The organism is Sphingomonas sp. S6, from assembly GCF_043498045.1.
Classification (GTDB): domain Bacteria; phylum Pseudomonadota; class Alphaproteobacteria; order Sphingomonadales; family Sphingomonadaceae; genus Sphingomonas.
In genome coordinates this window covers 443,644-455,802 of sequence record NZ_JBIEOE010000001.1, presented here as the reverse complement: position 1 = coordinate 455,802, position 12,159 = coordinate 443,644, and the positions used below count along the sequence as shown (strand labels likewise).

Below are 12,159 nucleotides of genomic sequence, written 5' to 3'. Positions count from 1 at the left end.
CGGAACGACGTGACGCACAACATTCGACGCAATCTCCGCGGCAAGGCCGTGCGCCTGCTCGGCTGGTCCGCGCTGGCCGCTTTCAGCACCGGCGCGATCGCGCAGACGGTCGCCGACCAGCAAGTGCCCGACACGAACCTGAACATCCCCGCAAACCTGCAGATCTTCGGCAAGCTCGACCCCAACGTCCGCAAGCCGACCGCGATCGTCAACGACACGGTGATCACCGGCACCGACGTCGACCAGCGCCTGGCGCTCACCGTCTTCAACAATGGCGGCCGCACGCCGCCGCCCGACCAGATCGACGAGTTCAAGCTCCAGATCCTGCGCCAGCTGATCGACGAGACGCTGGAAATCCAGGAGGCGAAAAGCGCCGAAATCACCGTGACGCAGGTCGAGCTCGACCAGAGCGAGGCGGGCCTCGCCAAGCGTTTCAACATGACCGTGCCGCAGCTGCGCGTCGCGTTGCGCAAGGCGGGATCGTCGGAACGCTCGCTGCGCCGCGCAATCGAGGGTGAACTGGCTTGGAGCCGTTACCTGCGCCGCAAGATCGAGCCGTTCGTCAACGTCGGCGACGAAGAAGTGTCGGCGATCCAGAAGCGGATCGAGGCATCGCGTGGCACCGAGGAATATAACCTCAAGGAAATCTACCTGAGCGCCAATGACGCGAATCGTGCGCAGGTGTTCGCCAAGGCCAAGCAGATCATCGGCGAAATCCAGAAGGCGCAGCAGCCCTTCGAACTCTTCGCGCGCAACTATTCCGAAGCCTCGACGCGCGGTGTCGGTGGCGATCTCGGCTGGATCCGCCTCGTCACGCTGCCGCAGCCTCTCGCCGAGGCGACGCAGCAGATGCAGGTCGGCCAGATCGCAGGTCCGATCGAGACGCCGGGCGGCTTCTCGATCCTGTACCTCACCGACAAGCGGACGATCGGTGCGGCCGATCCGCGCGATGCGAAGCTGAGCCTGAAGCAGCTGACCGTCGCCTTCCCGGCGGGCACGACGCAGGCACAGGCCTCGGCGCGCGCAGCGACCTTCGCCAAGACGGTCCAGTCGATCCAGGGCTGCGGTACGGTCGAGAAGATTGCCGCCGGCATCGGCGCCGAAGTGGTCGACAACGATTCGATCCGCATCCGCGACCTGCCCGCGCCGCTTCAGGAAATCCTGCTGAAGATGCAGGTTGGCCAGGCGACCCCACCGTTCGGTTCGCCGACCGAAGGCGTGCGCGCACTGGTGCTGTGCGGTCGTGACGATCCGCAGGCCTCGTCGGTGCCGGGCGCCGCGCAAATTCAGGGCCAGCTGGAACAGCAGCGCGTCAACTTACGCGCGCAAAGCAAGCTGCGCGACCTGCGTCGTGACGCGGTCATCGAGTATCGCTGATATGACGAGCGGGGCGGCGCTGGCGATTGCGATGGGCGACCCCGCGGGGGTCGGCCCGGAGATTATCGCCAAGAGCTGGGTGGTGCGCACGCTGCGCAGCCTGCCGCCCTTTGCGATGGTCGGCGATGCCGGTGCCGTCGCACGTGTGTGGGATGGCCCGATCGAGGTGATCGACGACATCGCCGCGGCGCCCGTCGTGTTCGATCGGGCGCTTCCGGTCCTGGCGACTGAGCCCGCTGGAGACGTGGTACCGGGCACGGCCACGATTCCCGGCGCGCGGGCCGCGCTGAGCGCGTTGGAATACGCGATCGCTCTGGCCCAACGTGGCGCCGCGAGGGCGTTGGTCACCGGGCCAGTTTCCAAGGCGCAACTTTACGGCATCGGCTTCAATCAGCCGGGGCAAACAGAGTTCGTCGCAGAACGCTGCGGCGTCGCAGCCGAGGATGCGGTGATGATGTTGGCGGGGCCGTCGCTGCGCGTCGTGCCGCTGACCGCCCATGTGCCGCTAGCGGCAGTGCCGTCTTTATTGTCGATCGATCTGCTCGTGACGAAGGCGCGTACGACCGCGACCGCCCTGCGGCGCGACTTCGGCATTGCGGCACCGCGCTTGGCCTTCGCTGGCGTCAATCCGCACGCGGGCGAGAGCGGGACGATCGGACGCGAGGAAATCGACATTCTGGAGCCTGCGATCGCCCAGCTCCGCGCCGAAGGCATCGACGCCAAGGGGCCGTTCGCGGCGGACACGCTGTTCCATGCCCGCGCGCGTAAACACTATGATGCGGCCCTGTGCTGCTACCACGATCAGGCGCTGGTGCCGATCAAGACGCTTCATTTCGACGAAGGCGTCAACATGACGCTGGGCCTGCCGATCGTGCGGACCTCGCCCGATCATGGCACCGCGTTCAATCTGGCGGGCAGCGACCGGGCGCATCCCGGCGCGATGATCGCGGCGATCGCGATGGCGGGACAGGCGGCGGACCGGCGCGCTCGGGCATGAGCGATGCGGCAGCAACCGGTGCGCCTGCGCCGGCCCTTCCCCCCTTGCGCGACGTCATCGCCCGGCACGGCTTGAGCGCCAGTAAGGCGCTGGGGCAGAATTTCCTGTTCGATGGGCAGTTGCTCGCCCGCATTGCGGCAGTGCCAGGCTCTTTGGCCGGTGCCGAGGTGCTGGAAGTCGGGCCCGGTCCTGGCGGCCTGACGCGGGCACTGCTGGCGGCGGGGGCGCAGGTGACCGCAATCGAGCGCGATCGACGCTGTATTCCCGCGCTCGCCGAACTCAGTGAAGCCTATCCGGGCAAGCTGCGCGTCATCGAAGGCGACGCGCTGGAGGTCGACGCGCCGACGTTGTTCGCGGGGCGGCCGCACATCGTCTCGAACCTTCCCTATAATGTCGGCACCGCGCTGCTCATCGGCTGGCTGACCAGCGACTGGCAGCCGTGGTGGCAATCATGCACGCTGATGTTTCAGAAGGAGGTCGCGGACCGGATCGTCGCCGACGCCGGGGACGATGCCTATGGCCGGCTCGCGGTGCTGAGCCAGTGGCGCTCGACCGCGCGGATCGCGATGCCGGTGCATCGCTCCGCCTTCACGCCGCCGCCGAAGGTGATGTCCGCCGTCGTCCATATCGTGCCCGGCGAAGCGCCTGACGGCGTCGATGTGCGTGTGCTGGAACGGGTAACGGCGGCGGCCTTTGGCCAGCGACGCAAGATGCTGCGCCAGAGCCTGAAGGGCGTGCCGGGCGCGCTCACCGCGCTCGAGCGGCTCGGTCTGGACGCCACCCGGCGGGCGGAAACGGTGAGCGTCGCGGAGTTCGTTGCTATTGCCCGCGAGGTTGGTGTCGGCGCTTAAGGCTTGGCGGTCGCGGGCTTCGCGTCGTTCTGTGCCGTCGTCACCGGCGGGCCCTTGGCGATCACCGCGGCGAGTTCGTTGGCCTCCGGGCAGGCACCCTTGCAGAGCGTGCGGATCTTGGCGAGGTTGCCCTTCGCCACCGCCACGGCGCCCTTCATCACCAGCGCCTCGCCCTGTCCGCGCAAGGCGGCGACATCGTTGGGCTCGAGTGTCAGCGCCTCGCGATACAGGCGGATCGCCTTGCCAGGCAGCCCACGCGTTTCGGCAACCTGCGCCAGCGTGATGAACGCCTGACGGTTGCGAGGATCGACCGCGAGGGCGGTTTCGAGCAGGTCCGTCGCCTGGTCGAGGTTGCCCGCGGCTTTGGCGGAGCGTCCTTCGCTGAGCAATTGCAGCGACCGCGCGTCGATCTGGTCGTCGGGACGCTGGCCGCTAAGCGAGGTGGAGACGCAGACTAGGGTCAGCGCAGCGGCAAGGGCGACGGACATAACGCGCATGAAGGTCTCCACGGGGGGCACGCCCCGAGGACTAGCAGGCGCGGATCAGCCGCGCGACAAAAAATCCGTCGGTGCCATGGCTTGCCGGATCAAGTCGCAGGCCGGCGCCGCGTGGGTTCCCCGCGGGTAGGTCGAGCGGTTCCGCGCGCCAGTCGGAATGATGCGCGAGGAAAGCCTCGACCTGCCCTGCCCCTTCGGCGTCGAGCAGCGAGCAGACGATATACACCAAGGCCCCGCCCGGTCGGACGAGTCCTGCCCCAACCTCCAGCACATGACGCTGCTGCTCGGCGAAACGGGCGAGGCGGTCGGCGGTGAGCCGCCACCGCGCCTCGGGGTTGCGGCGCCACGTACCCGTGCCCGAACAGGGCGCATCGATCAGCACGGTGTCGGCCGTGCCTTCCCAATCGGTCAGCGCCGCCGCCTCGCGCTTCGGATCGAGCAGGCGCGTTTCGACGACCGTCACGCCGGCCTTTTCGGCACGTGGCATCAGACGGGACAGTCGCGCCCGGTCGATATCGGTGGCGAGGATATGCCCCTCGTTACGCATCGCTGCAGCGAGCGCCAGCGTCTTGCCCCCCCCACCGGCGCACAGGTCGACGATGCGCTCGCCGGGCTGAGCACGAGCGGCGAGGCTCACGATCTGGCTGCCGGCATCCTGTACCTCGATCTGCCCGGCATAGCCGTCGACATTGGTGCCGGTTGGCAGGCGGAGCGCATCGGGCACGCCGGGGATCGGTTCGCCACCCAATGCCTGGGCGATCGACGCCGGGTCGGCCAGCAGGCGATTGACGCGCACGTCCAACGGCGCACGGTCGATGAGGGCTGCCTGTTGATCAGGCGAGACGCGGGACGCGGACAAGGCTTCCGCGAGCCATGATGGCATGACACCGTTGGCCGCCATCTGTTCGTCCGCGGCGATCGGTGCCGGTCCGTGCGCCGAGCCGTCGAAGGTTGCGGCGACTGCGGAGTCGCTCGCCGCCACCGACAGCATGGCGGCGCGGCCGGATGCCGGTACGTCCCCTGCCCGCCGGATCGCGGCATAGACGAGGTCACGCACCGCGCGCCGGTCCTTCGATCCGGCGTAGCGGCGCGTCGCGAAATAGCGCGCGATCAACGTGTCTGCCGCCGCGCCGCCGCTGCGCGCGGCGTCGATCACCGCATCGAGCAATTCGATCGCGGCCTGGGTGCGGGCGGCGGGCGTCACTTAACGGGTCGGATAATTGGGCGCTTCGCGCGTGATCGTCACGTCGTGGACGTGGCTTTCCTTTAGGCCCGCGCCGGTGATCTGGACGAACTGCGCACGCGTCTGGAGGTCAGGGATCGTCGCCGATCCGGTATAGCCCATGGCCGCCTTGATGCCGCCGACCAGCTGGTGGATCACGTCCTTCGCTGGCCCCTTATACGCGACCTGTCCCTCGATGCCCTCTGGCACCAGCTTCATCTGATCCTTGATGTCGCCCTGAAAATAGCGATCGGCCGAGCCGCGGCCCATCGCGCCGACCGATCCCATGCCGCGATACGACTTGTAGGCGCGGCCCTGGTACAGGAAGGTCTCGCCCGGTGCTTCCTCCGTGCCCGCAAGCAACGAGCCGACCATGCAGGTCGAGGCGCCCGCAGCGAGCGCCTTGGCAAGATCGCCCGAGGTGCGCAGGCCGCCGTCCGCAATCACCGGCACGCCCGCCTTCGCGGCGCCCTCCGCGCAATCCATGACGGCGGTGAGCTGCGGCACGCCGACACCGGCGACGACGCGCGTCGTGCAGATCGAGCCTGGGCCGATGCCGACCTTGATCCCATCCGCGCCCGCATCGATCAGCGCGCGTGTCGCTTCGCCGGTCGCGACGTTGCCGGCGACGACCTGCACCGAATTGCTGAGCTTCTTCACCCGCTCGACCGCGCGCGCCACGTCGCGGTTGTGGCCGTGCGCGGTGTCGATGACGATCAGGTCGCATTCGGCGTCGACTAGCGCCTCGGTCCGCTCGAAGCCCTTGTCGCCGACCGTCGTCGCGGAGGCGACGCGGAGGCGACCGGCGGCATCCTTCGTCGCCGATGGATAGGTAACCGCCTTTTCGATGTCCTTCACCGTGATCAGACCGACGCAGCGATAGGCATCGTCGACGACCAGCAGCTTCTCGATCCGGCGCTGGTGGAGCAGCCGGCGTGCCTCTTCCTGCCCGACGTCGGTGGTGACCGTGGCGAGGTTCTCATGGGTCATCAATTCGGCGACCGGCTGTTTCGGATTGCCGGCGAAGCGCACGTCGCGGTTGGTCAGGATGCCGACGAGCTTGCCATCGCGCTCGACGACCGGGATGCCGCTGATCCGGTGGTGCGCCATCAGCGCCTGCGCTTCGGCAAGCGTCGCGGTGGGCGCGATGGTGATCGGGTTGACGACCATGCCCGATTCGAAGCGCTTGACCTGCCGCACTGCGGCGACCTGTTCCTCGATCGACAGATTGCGGTGGAGCACGCCGATCCCGCCCAATTGCGCCATGACGATCGCCATGTCGGCCTCGGTCACGGTATCCATGGCTGAAGAAAGAATCGGGATGTTAAGCGCGATGCCGCGCGTCAGCTGCGTGCGCGTATCCGCGGTGCTCGGCAGGATGTCCGACTCGCCCGGTACGAGCAATACGTCGTCGAAGGTGAGACCGAGCCGGATATCCAAGGTGCCATGTCCTCGCGGGAGGGGAGTAAGTGGCGGGCCATGTAACCGCAGTGCAGCAGAAGCGCTAGAGGGCCGTGCATGACTGGCGGACTGTGCTATCGTCGCAGGACAGCGCGGGGCAGATTCGCGCGGCAAGGGGATACGACACCGATGGCCATAACGATCGCAGCCTTCGCCCTCGTCCTGGTGCTCTTCTACCTGATGACGAGCATCAAGATCGTCCGCCAAGGCTACCAATATACGATCGAACATTTCGGCCGTTACACGACCACGGCGAGCCCGGGCTTCAACTTCTACCCCGCCTTCTTCTACCGGGTCGGTCGGAAGATGAACATGATGGAGCAGGTGATCGACATTCCGGGTCAGGAAATCATCACCAAGGACAATGCGATCATCTCGACCGACGGCGTCGTCTTCTTTCAGGTGCTCGACGCGGCCAAGGCCGCCTATGAGGTTTCGAATCTCTATACCGCGCTGCTGCAGCTGACGACGACCAACCTGCGCACCGTGATGGGATCGATGGACCTGGACGAGACGCTGTCGAAGCGCGACGAAATCAACGCGCGACTGTTGTCGGTCGTCGATCATGCGACGGTACCCTGGGGGGTCAAGATCACCCGCGTCGAGATCAAGGACATCCGTCCGCCGGCCGATATCGTCACCGCCATGGGCCGGCAGATGAAGGCCGAGCGCGAGAAGCGCGCCAATATCCTAGAGGCCGAGGGCACGCGCGCATCGGAAATCCTAAGGGCGGAAGGCCAGAAGCAGGCGCGGATCCTGGAAGCGGAGGGACGGCGCGAATCGGCCTATCGCGATTCCGAAGCCCGCGAACGCGCGGCGGAGGCGGAGGCGAAAGCGACGCGCGTCGTGTCGGAGGCGATCGAGCAGGGCGGGACGCAGGCGATCAACTATTTTGTCGCGCAGAAATATGTCGAGGCAGTCGGCAAGTTCGCCACCAGCCCTAACGCCAAAACGATCCTGTTCCCAGTGGAAGCGACGCAGCTGATCGGCACGCTGGGCGGCATCGGCGAGCTGGCAAAGGATGCGCTGGCGAAGGCCCCTGCCGCCGCCCCGGCCAAGCCCGAACCAAAGCGCGGGCCGTTCGAGTTGCCGCAGGCGTGACGCTCGACACGATCGGCGGGGCCGGCGGTGCGTGGCTGATCGCCGCGCTGGCGCTCGGCATTGCGGAACTGCTGATCCCTGGCGTGTTCGCCATCTTTCTGGCGGCAGCCGCGGCGGTCGTGGGCGCGGTCGTGCTGGTGGTGCCGGATCTGCCGCTGCCCGCGCAGATCGCCGCCTTCGCCGTCTGGAGCGTCATCGCGGTGCTGGTCGGACGGCGCTGGTATCGCGACTTCCCCGTGTCGAGCAGCGACCCCAAGCTGAACGATCGGGCGGCGCGTATGATCGGCGAAGTCGTATTGGTCGACGTCGCGATCGGCGAGGCCGGCGGCCGGGTGCGAATCGGCGATGGCAGCTGGCCGGCGAGAGGAGCGCATGCGGCAGTGGGGGAGCGCGTCCGCATCGTTGCGGTCGACGGCGGCATGGTTACCGTCGAAGCGGCGGGCGACTGATCGACGTTCGCCGGGCCATTCGTCGCATCCATCCCGATCGGCCCTGTCGGATCACGCGGGAACTGCTATATCTACAGGCGTGACGCAGAGCATTCCGCATCAGTTTCCGGTTCCGATCGATCCGGCCGACATCGACTTCATGGGGCACGTCAACAACGCAAGTTATCTGAAGTGGGTGCAGGACGCCGTCGTCAGCCATTGGCAGAAGCTCGCGCCCGCCGATGCGGTCGCCGCTCACCTGTGGGTCGCACTGAAGCACGAGATCACCTATCGCAAGCCGACCTTCCTCGGCGACGACGTGATCGCGACGGTATTGCTGGAAAAGGTACAGGGCGCACGCGCCTTCTACGACACCGTCATCCGCCGCGGTGAAGAAGTGGTCGCAGAGGTGAAATCGAGCTGGTGCTGCCTCGATGCGGAAACGCTCCGGCCCGCGCGACTGGCACGCGATATCGTCGAGCGCTTCTTCCAGCTCGGCGAAGGGCCCCTGCCCGCGACGGGTCTGGTCGAACGCCGCTAACGATGGCTCAGGCGATCGTCGCCTCGCAAGCGTAACCACCCCATAGCGGCCGGGCATCGGCCTGTCGGTTGGCTTGCGTCGCGAGGCGCGTAACCTCTTCCGTCAGGTCGGCGCGCGGCGTCACGTCGAAATGGCGCAGCCAGGCAAGAAACGCTGTACGCCACCAGGCGGGCCAGCCGACCTGCGTGCCGAAGTCCATCACCGCGAGCCGCCCGTTCGCTGCCGTTACCGCCAGCCCTTGCTGCAATGCGGCGCGCCATGGCGGGATCATCGACAGCGTATAGCTGAATACGACCCGGTCGAAGCGCGCGAGGCCGAACAGCGCGACGGGATCGAAGTCCGCGGCATCGGCCTGCGCCAGCGTGATCCGACCGGACAGACCCGCCGCCGCAACCTTGGCACGCGCGGTCGTGAGCATCGCGGCCGAGATATCGAGGCCGTAGAAGCGCGCGTCCGGCCACGCCCGCGCCGCCCGGATCAGATTGCGTCCCGTTCCGCAGCCAACCTCCAGCACGGTGGCACCCGGCTGAAGGTCCAAGCGATCGATCATCCGATCGCGCCCGAACAGATAATATTTGCGCGTCAGATCATAGATGTGGCGCTGGCCGGCGTAGATGCGGTCCATCCGCGCGGCGTGATCCACCTTACGCGTCCTGCAGGATGTAGAGGTGGACGCCACCATAGATCGCCGATCGATCTTGCGCGGTGAAGGCTTTCGATGCCTCGGCCTGATACGCCCAGCGCGACAGGGCGGCATCGGGGATGCGGCCGGGGATGATGTCCGCCTCGCCGGCGGTGCGGAACAGAATGCGGGCGCCGGAGCGCGCCGTTCGGGTGATCTGCGTCCACAGCGCGGACAATTGCTCGTCCGTCATCCAGTCCTGCGCGTCGAGCAGAATGTAGCGGTCACGCGAGGCGTCGGGGAGGCTCGCGAGATGCTCGGTCAGATTGGCGTGGGCGAGCGTGATGCGGCCGACGCGGTCGACGATGGCGTCGTAATGCTCGGCCTGCAGATAGGGCGGCAGCGGCGCGGAGGGGCCTTCGCCATATCGGCGGCCGAAGGCCTGCCAGGCGAAGTAATTATCCTTGAGGTCGAAGCCACAGGCGAGTTTTTCGAGGCGCTGGCGCAGGACGCCGGCCATACGCTCCTCGCCGGCCAGCGCATCGAACTGGGCCGGGGGAATGCCGAGGCCGAACAGCGATGCCGGCTGATCGGTCAGCCACTTGACGAAGCGCCGGTCGAAGACCGGCGCAAATTTGTGATCGAAGATCGCACGCTGTTCCTCGATCGATCGCGCGTCGAGCAGCAGGCGCGGGTCGACACCATTGAGCTTGGCGAGCAGATGCGCCGCACCGATGAACCGGCCCAGCAGGCCGCGTTTGTGGACGCCGTGCGCGAAGCCGCCGATGCGGCGTCGGCCGATCAGGTCGCGGCCTTCCCAATAGCGGCGCGTCGGCTCATCGATATGCGGGCGGATGTAGCGCTGATAGGCATCGAGATTGTCGCCGCTGGCGGCGTGGCCGAAGAACCGCAAGAAGCTCGCGTGATCCGGCAGGTGCCGGGCCGCAGCGAGCTTCAAAGTGCCAAGCGCGATATGCGCGGTGTTGAGGTCGACGGCAGTGATCGCCGCCGGATTCGCGGTCAGGTACGACAGCGCGTTGCAGCCGCCCGATGCGATGGTGACGACGTGGCAATCCGGCGTGATCGCCAGCGCCGCCATATCGACGACCGGGTCTTCCCAGATCTGCGCATAGACGAGGCCGCGAAACGCCCAGGTGAAGGCGCGCTCCAGCAGGCCTTGTTTGGAAAGATGGCCGTGCCGCTGCATCGCTGCGGCCACGGCCTTCTGCGTGTTACCCGTCATCTGCCCACCCCTCGGCTGTCCGTCGAGCGGCGCCATGCGCGCGGATTGTGACGCGCCGGGGAAAGTCCTGCGATGATCGCGTGACAGCGCCGCGAGCCCCTCCAGACTCGCGGCGTCGGTTCTCGTCAGGCGGCTTCGGTCGCCTTCACCCGCGGCGCGGACTGACGGACGCCTTCATCGACATGGTCGGCAAATTGCGCAAAATTCTCGACGAACAGGTCGACCAGACGCGCTGCGGTCGCGTCATAGGCGTCCTTGTCCGCCCAGGTGCTGCGCGGGTCGAGGATTGCGGCATCGACGCCCGGCACCGCGACCGGTACCTGGAAACCAAAATTGGGATCGGTGCGGAACTCCGCGTCCTTCAGGCTGCCGTCGAGCGCGGCGTTGAGCAGCGCCCGCGTCGCCTTGATCGGCATGCGATTACCGACGCCATATTTACCACCGGTCCAGCCGGTGTTGACCAGCCAGCAGTCGACACCGCCCTTGGCGATGCGTTCCTTGAGCAGATTGCCGTACACGGACGGATGACGCGGCATGAACGGCGCGCCGAAGCAGGTCGAGAAGGTTGCGTCGGGCTCGGTCACGCCGATCTCGGTCCCCGCCACGCGAGCGGTATAGCCCGACAGGAAGTGGTACATCGCCTGATCGGGCGTCAGCTTCGCGATCGGCGGCAGTACACCATAGGCGTCCGCCGTCAGCATCACGATATTCTTCGGCACGCCTCCCATATTCTCTTTGGAGGCGTTGGGGATGAAATCGATTGGATAGGCGCCGCGGCTGTTTTCGGCGAGGCTGTTGTCGTCGAGGTCGAGCTGCCGCGTGACGGGATCCATCACGACGTTTTCCAGCACGGTGCCGAAGCGCTTGGTGGTCGCGAAGATTTCCGGCTCGGCATCGGCCGACAGACGGATCATCTTGGCGTAGCAGCCGCCCTCGAAATTGAAGACCGCGGTGTCCGACCAGCCATGTTCGTCATCGCCGATCAGCGTGCGGCTGGCATCGGCGCTCAGCGTCGTCTTGCCGGTACCCGAAAGGCCGAAGAAGACGGCGGTCGAACCATCCGCGCCCATATTCGCCGAGCAGTGCATCGGCATCACGCCGGTCGTCGGCAACAGATAGTTGAGCAGGCCGAACACGCTCTTCTTCATTTCGCCGGCATAACGCGTGCCGCCGATCAGGATCAGCTTCTCGGTAAAGTTGACCGCAATCACCGTCTCGCTGCGCGTGCCGTGACGCGCCGGGTCGGCGCGGAAGGTCGGCAGGTCGATGATCGTGTATTCGGGCTGGAAGTCGCGCAGCTCGCGCTCTTCGGGGCGGACCAGCATCGTCCGGATGAACAGATTGTGCCAGGCGAGTTCGTTGATGACGCGCACGCGCACTCGGTTTTCGGGCTGCGATCCGCCGTACAGATCCTGGACGAACAGATGTTCCTTGCTGCCCAGCTCTGTCAGGAAGTCCGCCTTCAGCGCGGCGAAATGCTCCGGCGCCATTGCCTTGTTCGACTTGCCCCACCAGACCGTACCGTCAGTTTCGGCATCGCGAACGATAAACTTGTCCTGCGCGGACCGGCCGGTATGCGCGCCGGTTTCGACGACCAATGGTCCGTCGGCGCTGAGCTTGCCCTCGCCGCGCGCGACGGCGGCTTCGACCAATCGCGCCGTCACCAAGTTCCAGTGCAGGTCGGCCCGCGTTTCGATACCCTGTGCAGCAAGACCCGCGTGCGGAATGCGCTCGTTCACAATCATCCTCCCATGACTCGCCACGGCCTGCACATCCTGGGGAGGGCTGTGCGCACGCCGCTGATATCCCATCATATAGG

General features: G+C 66.7%; 12 protein-coding genes. 6 read left to right on the top strand and 6 right to left on the bottom strand.

Annotated elements, in window-relative coordinates; translation table 11 throughout:
* Window positions 1-9: 9 nt before the first annotated feature.
* Genes ACGVWT_RS02095 through rsmA form a run of 3 tightly spaced genes read left to right on the top strand, consistent with a single transcriptional unit; the run spans window position 10 to window position 3,225 of the window.
* The gene (locus ACGVWT_RS02095; RefSeq protein WP_315461260.1) at window positions 10-1,377 is read left to right on the top strand and encodes a peptidylprolyl isomerase; all 1,368 of its coding nucleotides are present in this window, start codon (window positions 10-12) and stop codon (window positions 1,375-1,377) included.
* Window position 1,378: 1 nt separating this feature from the next.
* Entirely contained in the window at window positions 1,379-2,374 is a 996-nt protein-coding gene (pdxA, locus tag ACGVWT_RS02090; protein ID WP_394425194.1) for a 4-hydroxythreonine-4-phosphate dehydrogenase PdxA, read from the top strand.
* A complete protein-coding gene (gene rsmA / locus ACGVWT_RS02085; RefSeq protein WP_315461262.1) occupies window positions 2,371-3,225 on the top strand; it encodes a 16S rRNA (adenine(1518)-N(6)/adenine(1519)-N(6))-dimethyltransferase RsmA in 855 nt (284 codons plus the stop codon). The genes pdxA and rsmA overlap by 4 nt, the downstream gene beginning before the upstream one ends.
* Here the strand turns inward: rsmA and ACGVWT_RS02080 are convergent.
* From ACGVWT_RS02080 to guaB, 3 genes are read right to left on the bottom strand one after another with little or no spacing between them, the layout of a single operon-like run.
* Window positions 3,222-3,722 (bottom strand): M48 family metallopeptidase, encoded by a 501-nt coding sequence (locus ACGVWT_RS02080; RefSeq protein ID WP_315461263.1) that lies wholly within the window; start codon window positions 3,720-3,722, stop codon window positions 3,222-3,224. The genes rsmA and ACGVWT_RS02080 overlap by 4 nt on opposite strands.
* Window positions 3,723-3,753: 31 nt before the next feature.
* Window positions 3,754-4,926 (bottom strand): RsmB/NOP family class I SAM-dependent RNA methyltransferase, encoded by a 1,173-nt coding sequence (locus ACGVWT_RS02075; RefSeq protein WP_315461264.1) that lies wholly within the window; start codon window positions 4,924-4,926, stop codon window positions 3,754-3,756.
* Window positions 4,927-6,384: an IMP dehydrogenase gene (gene guaB, locus ACGVWT_RS02070; RefSeq protein WP_315461265.1), complete on the bottom strand. Its 1,458-nt coding sequence runs from the start codon at window positions 6,382-6,384 to the stop codon at window positions 4,927-4,929.
* Window positions 6,385-6,534: 150 nt separating this feature from the next.
* Between guaB and ACGVWT_RS02065 the strand changes: the two genes are divergently transcribed.
* The 3 genes from ACGVWT_RS02065 (at window position 6,535) to ACGVWT_RS02055 (ending at window position 8,475) form a co-directional block, all read left to right on the top strand.
* On the top strand, window positions 6,535-7,506 hold the full coding sequence (locus tag ACGVWT_RS02065; RefSeq protein ID WP_315461266.1) for an SPFH domain-containing protein: 972 nt from the start codon (window positions 6,535-6,537) through the stop codon (window positions 7,504-7,506).
* Window positions 7,503-7,955: an NfeD family protein gene (locus ACGVWT_RS02060; protein WP_315461267.1), complete on the top strand. Its 453-nt coding sequence runs from the start codon at window positions 7,503-7,505 to the stop codon at window positions 7,953-7,955. Before ACGVWT_RS02065 ends, ACGVWT_RS02060 begins: the two co-directional genes overlap by 4 nt.
* Window positions 7,956-8,034: 79 nt before the next feature.
* Window positions 8,035-8,475: a thioesterase family protein gene (locus ACGVWT_RS02055; protein WP_017978855.1), complete on the top strand. Its 441-nt coding sequence runs from the start codon at window positions 8,035-8,037 to the stop codon at window positions 8,473-8,475.
* A 7-nt stretch (window positions 8,476-8,482) separates the two neighbouring features.
* Here the strand turns inward: ACGVWT_RS02055 and ACGVWT_RS02050 are convergent, their stop codons facing one another.
* The 3 genes from ACGVWT_RS02050 to ACGVWT_RS02040 form a co-directional block, all read right to left on the bottom strand.
* Window positions 8,483-9,118, bottom strand: a complete 636-nt coding sequence (locus ACGVWT_RS02050) for a class I SAM-dependent methyltransferase (protein WP_315461268.1) — start codon at window positions 9,116-9,118, stop codon at window positions 8,483-8,485.
* Between the two features lies 1 nt (window position 9,119).
* A complete protein-coding gene (locus ACGVWT_RS02045) occupies window positions 9,120-10,340 on the bottom strand; it encodes a DUF3419 family protein (RefSeq protein WP_315461269.1) in 1,221 nt (406 codons plus the stop codon).
* Between the two features lie 125 nt (window positions 10,341-10,465).
* Window positions 10,466-12,085, bottom strand: coding sequence for a phosphoenolpyruvate carboxykinase (locus tag ACGVWT_RS02040; protein ID WP_315461270.1), 1,620 nt, complete (start codon window positions 12,083-12,085; stop codon window positions 10,466-10,468).
* Window positions 12,086-12,159: the final 74 nt, after the last annotated feature.

Excerpts from the sequence above, each read along its gene's own strand:
- pdxA (WP_394425194.1), top strand. The coding sequence starts at position 1,379 with ATGACGAGCGGGGCGGCGCTGGCGATTGCGATGGGCGACCCCGCGGGG.
- rsmA (WP_315461262.1), top strand. The coding sequence starts at position 2,371 with ATGAGCGATGCGGCAGCAACCGGTGCGCCTGCGCCGGCCCTTCCCCCC.
- ACGVWT_RS02080 (WP_315461263.1), bottom strand. The coding sequence starts at position 3,722 with ATGCGCGTTATGTCCGTCGCCCTTGCCGCTGCGCTGACCCTAGTCTGC.
- ACGVWT_RS02065 (WP_315461266.1), top strand. The coding sequence starts at position 6,535 with ATGGCCATAACGATCGCAGCCTTCGCCCTCGTCCTGGTGCTCTTCTAC.
- ACGVWT_RS02045 (WP_315461269.1), bottom strand. The coding sequence starts at position 10,340 with ATGACGGGTAACACGCAGAAGGCCGTGGCCGCAGCGATGCAGCGGCAC.
- ACGVWT_RS02040 (WP_315461270.1), bottom strand. The coding sequence starts at position 12,085 with ATGATTGTGAACGAGCGCATTCCGCACGCGGGTCTTGCTGCACAGGGT.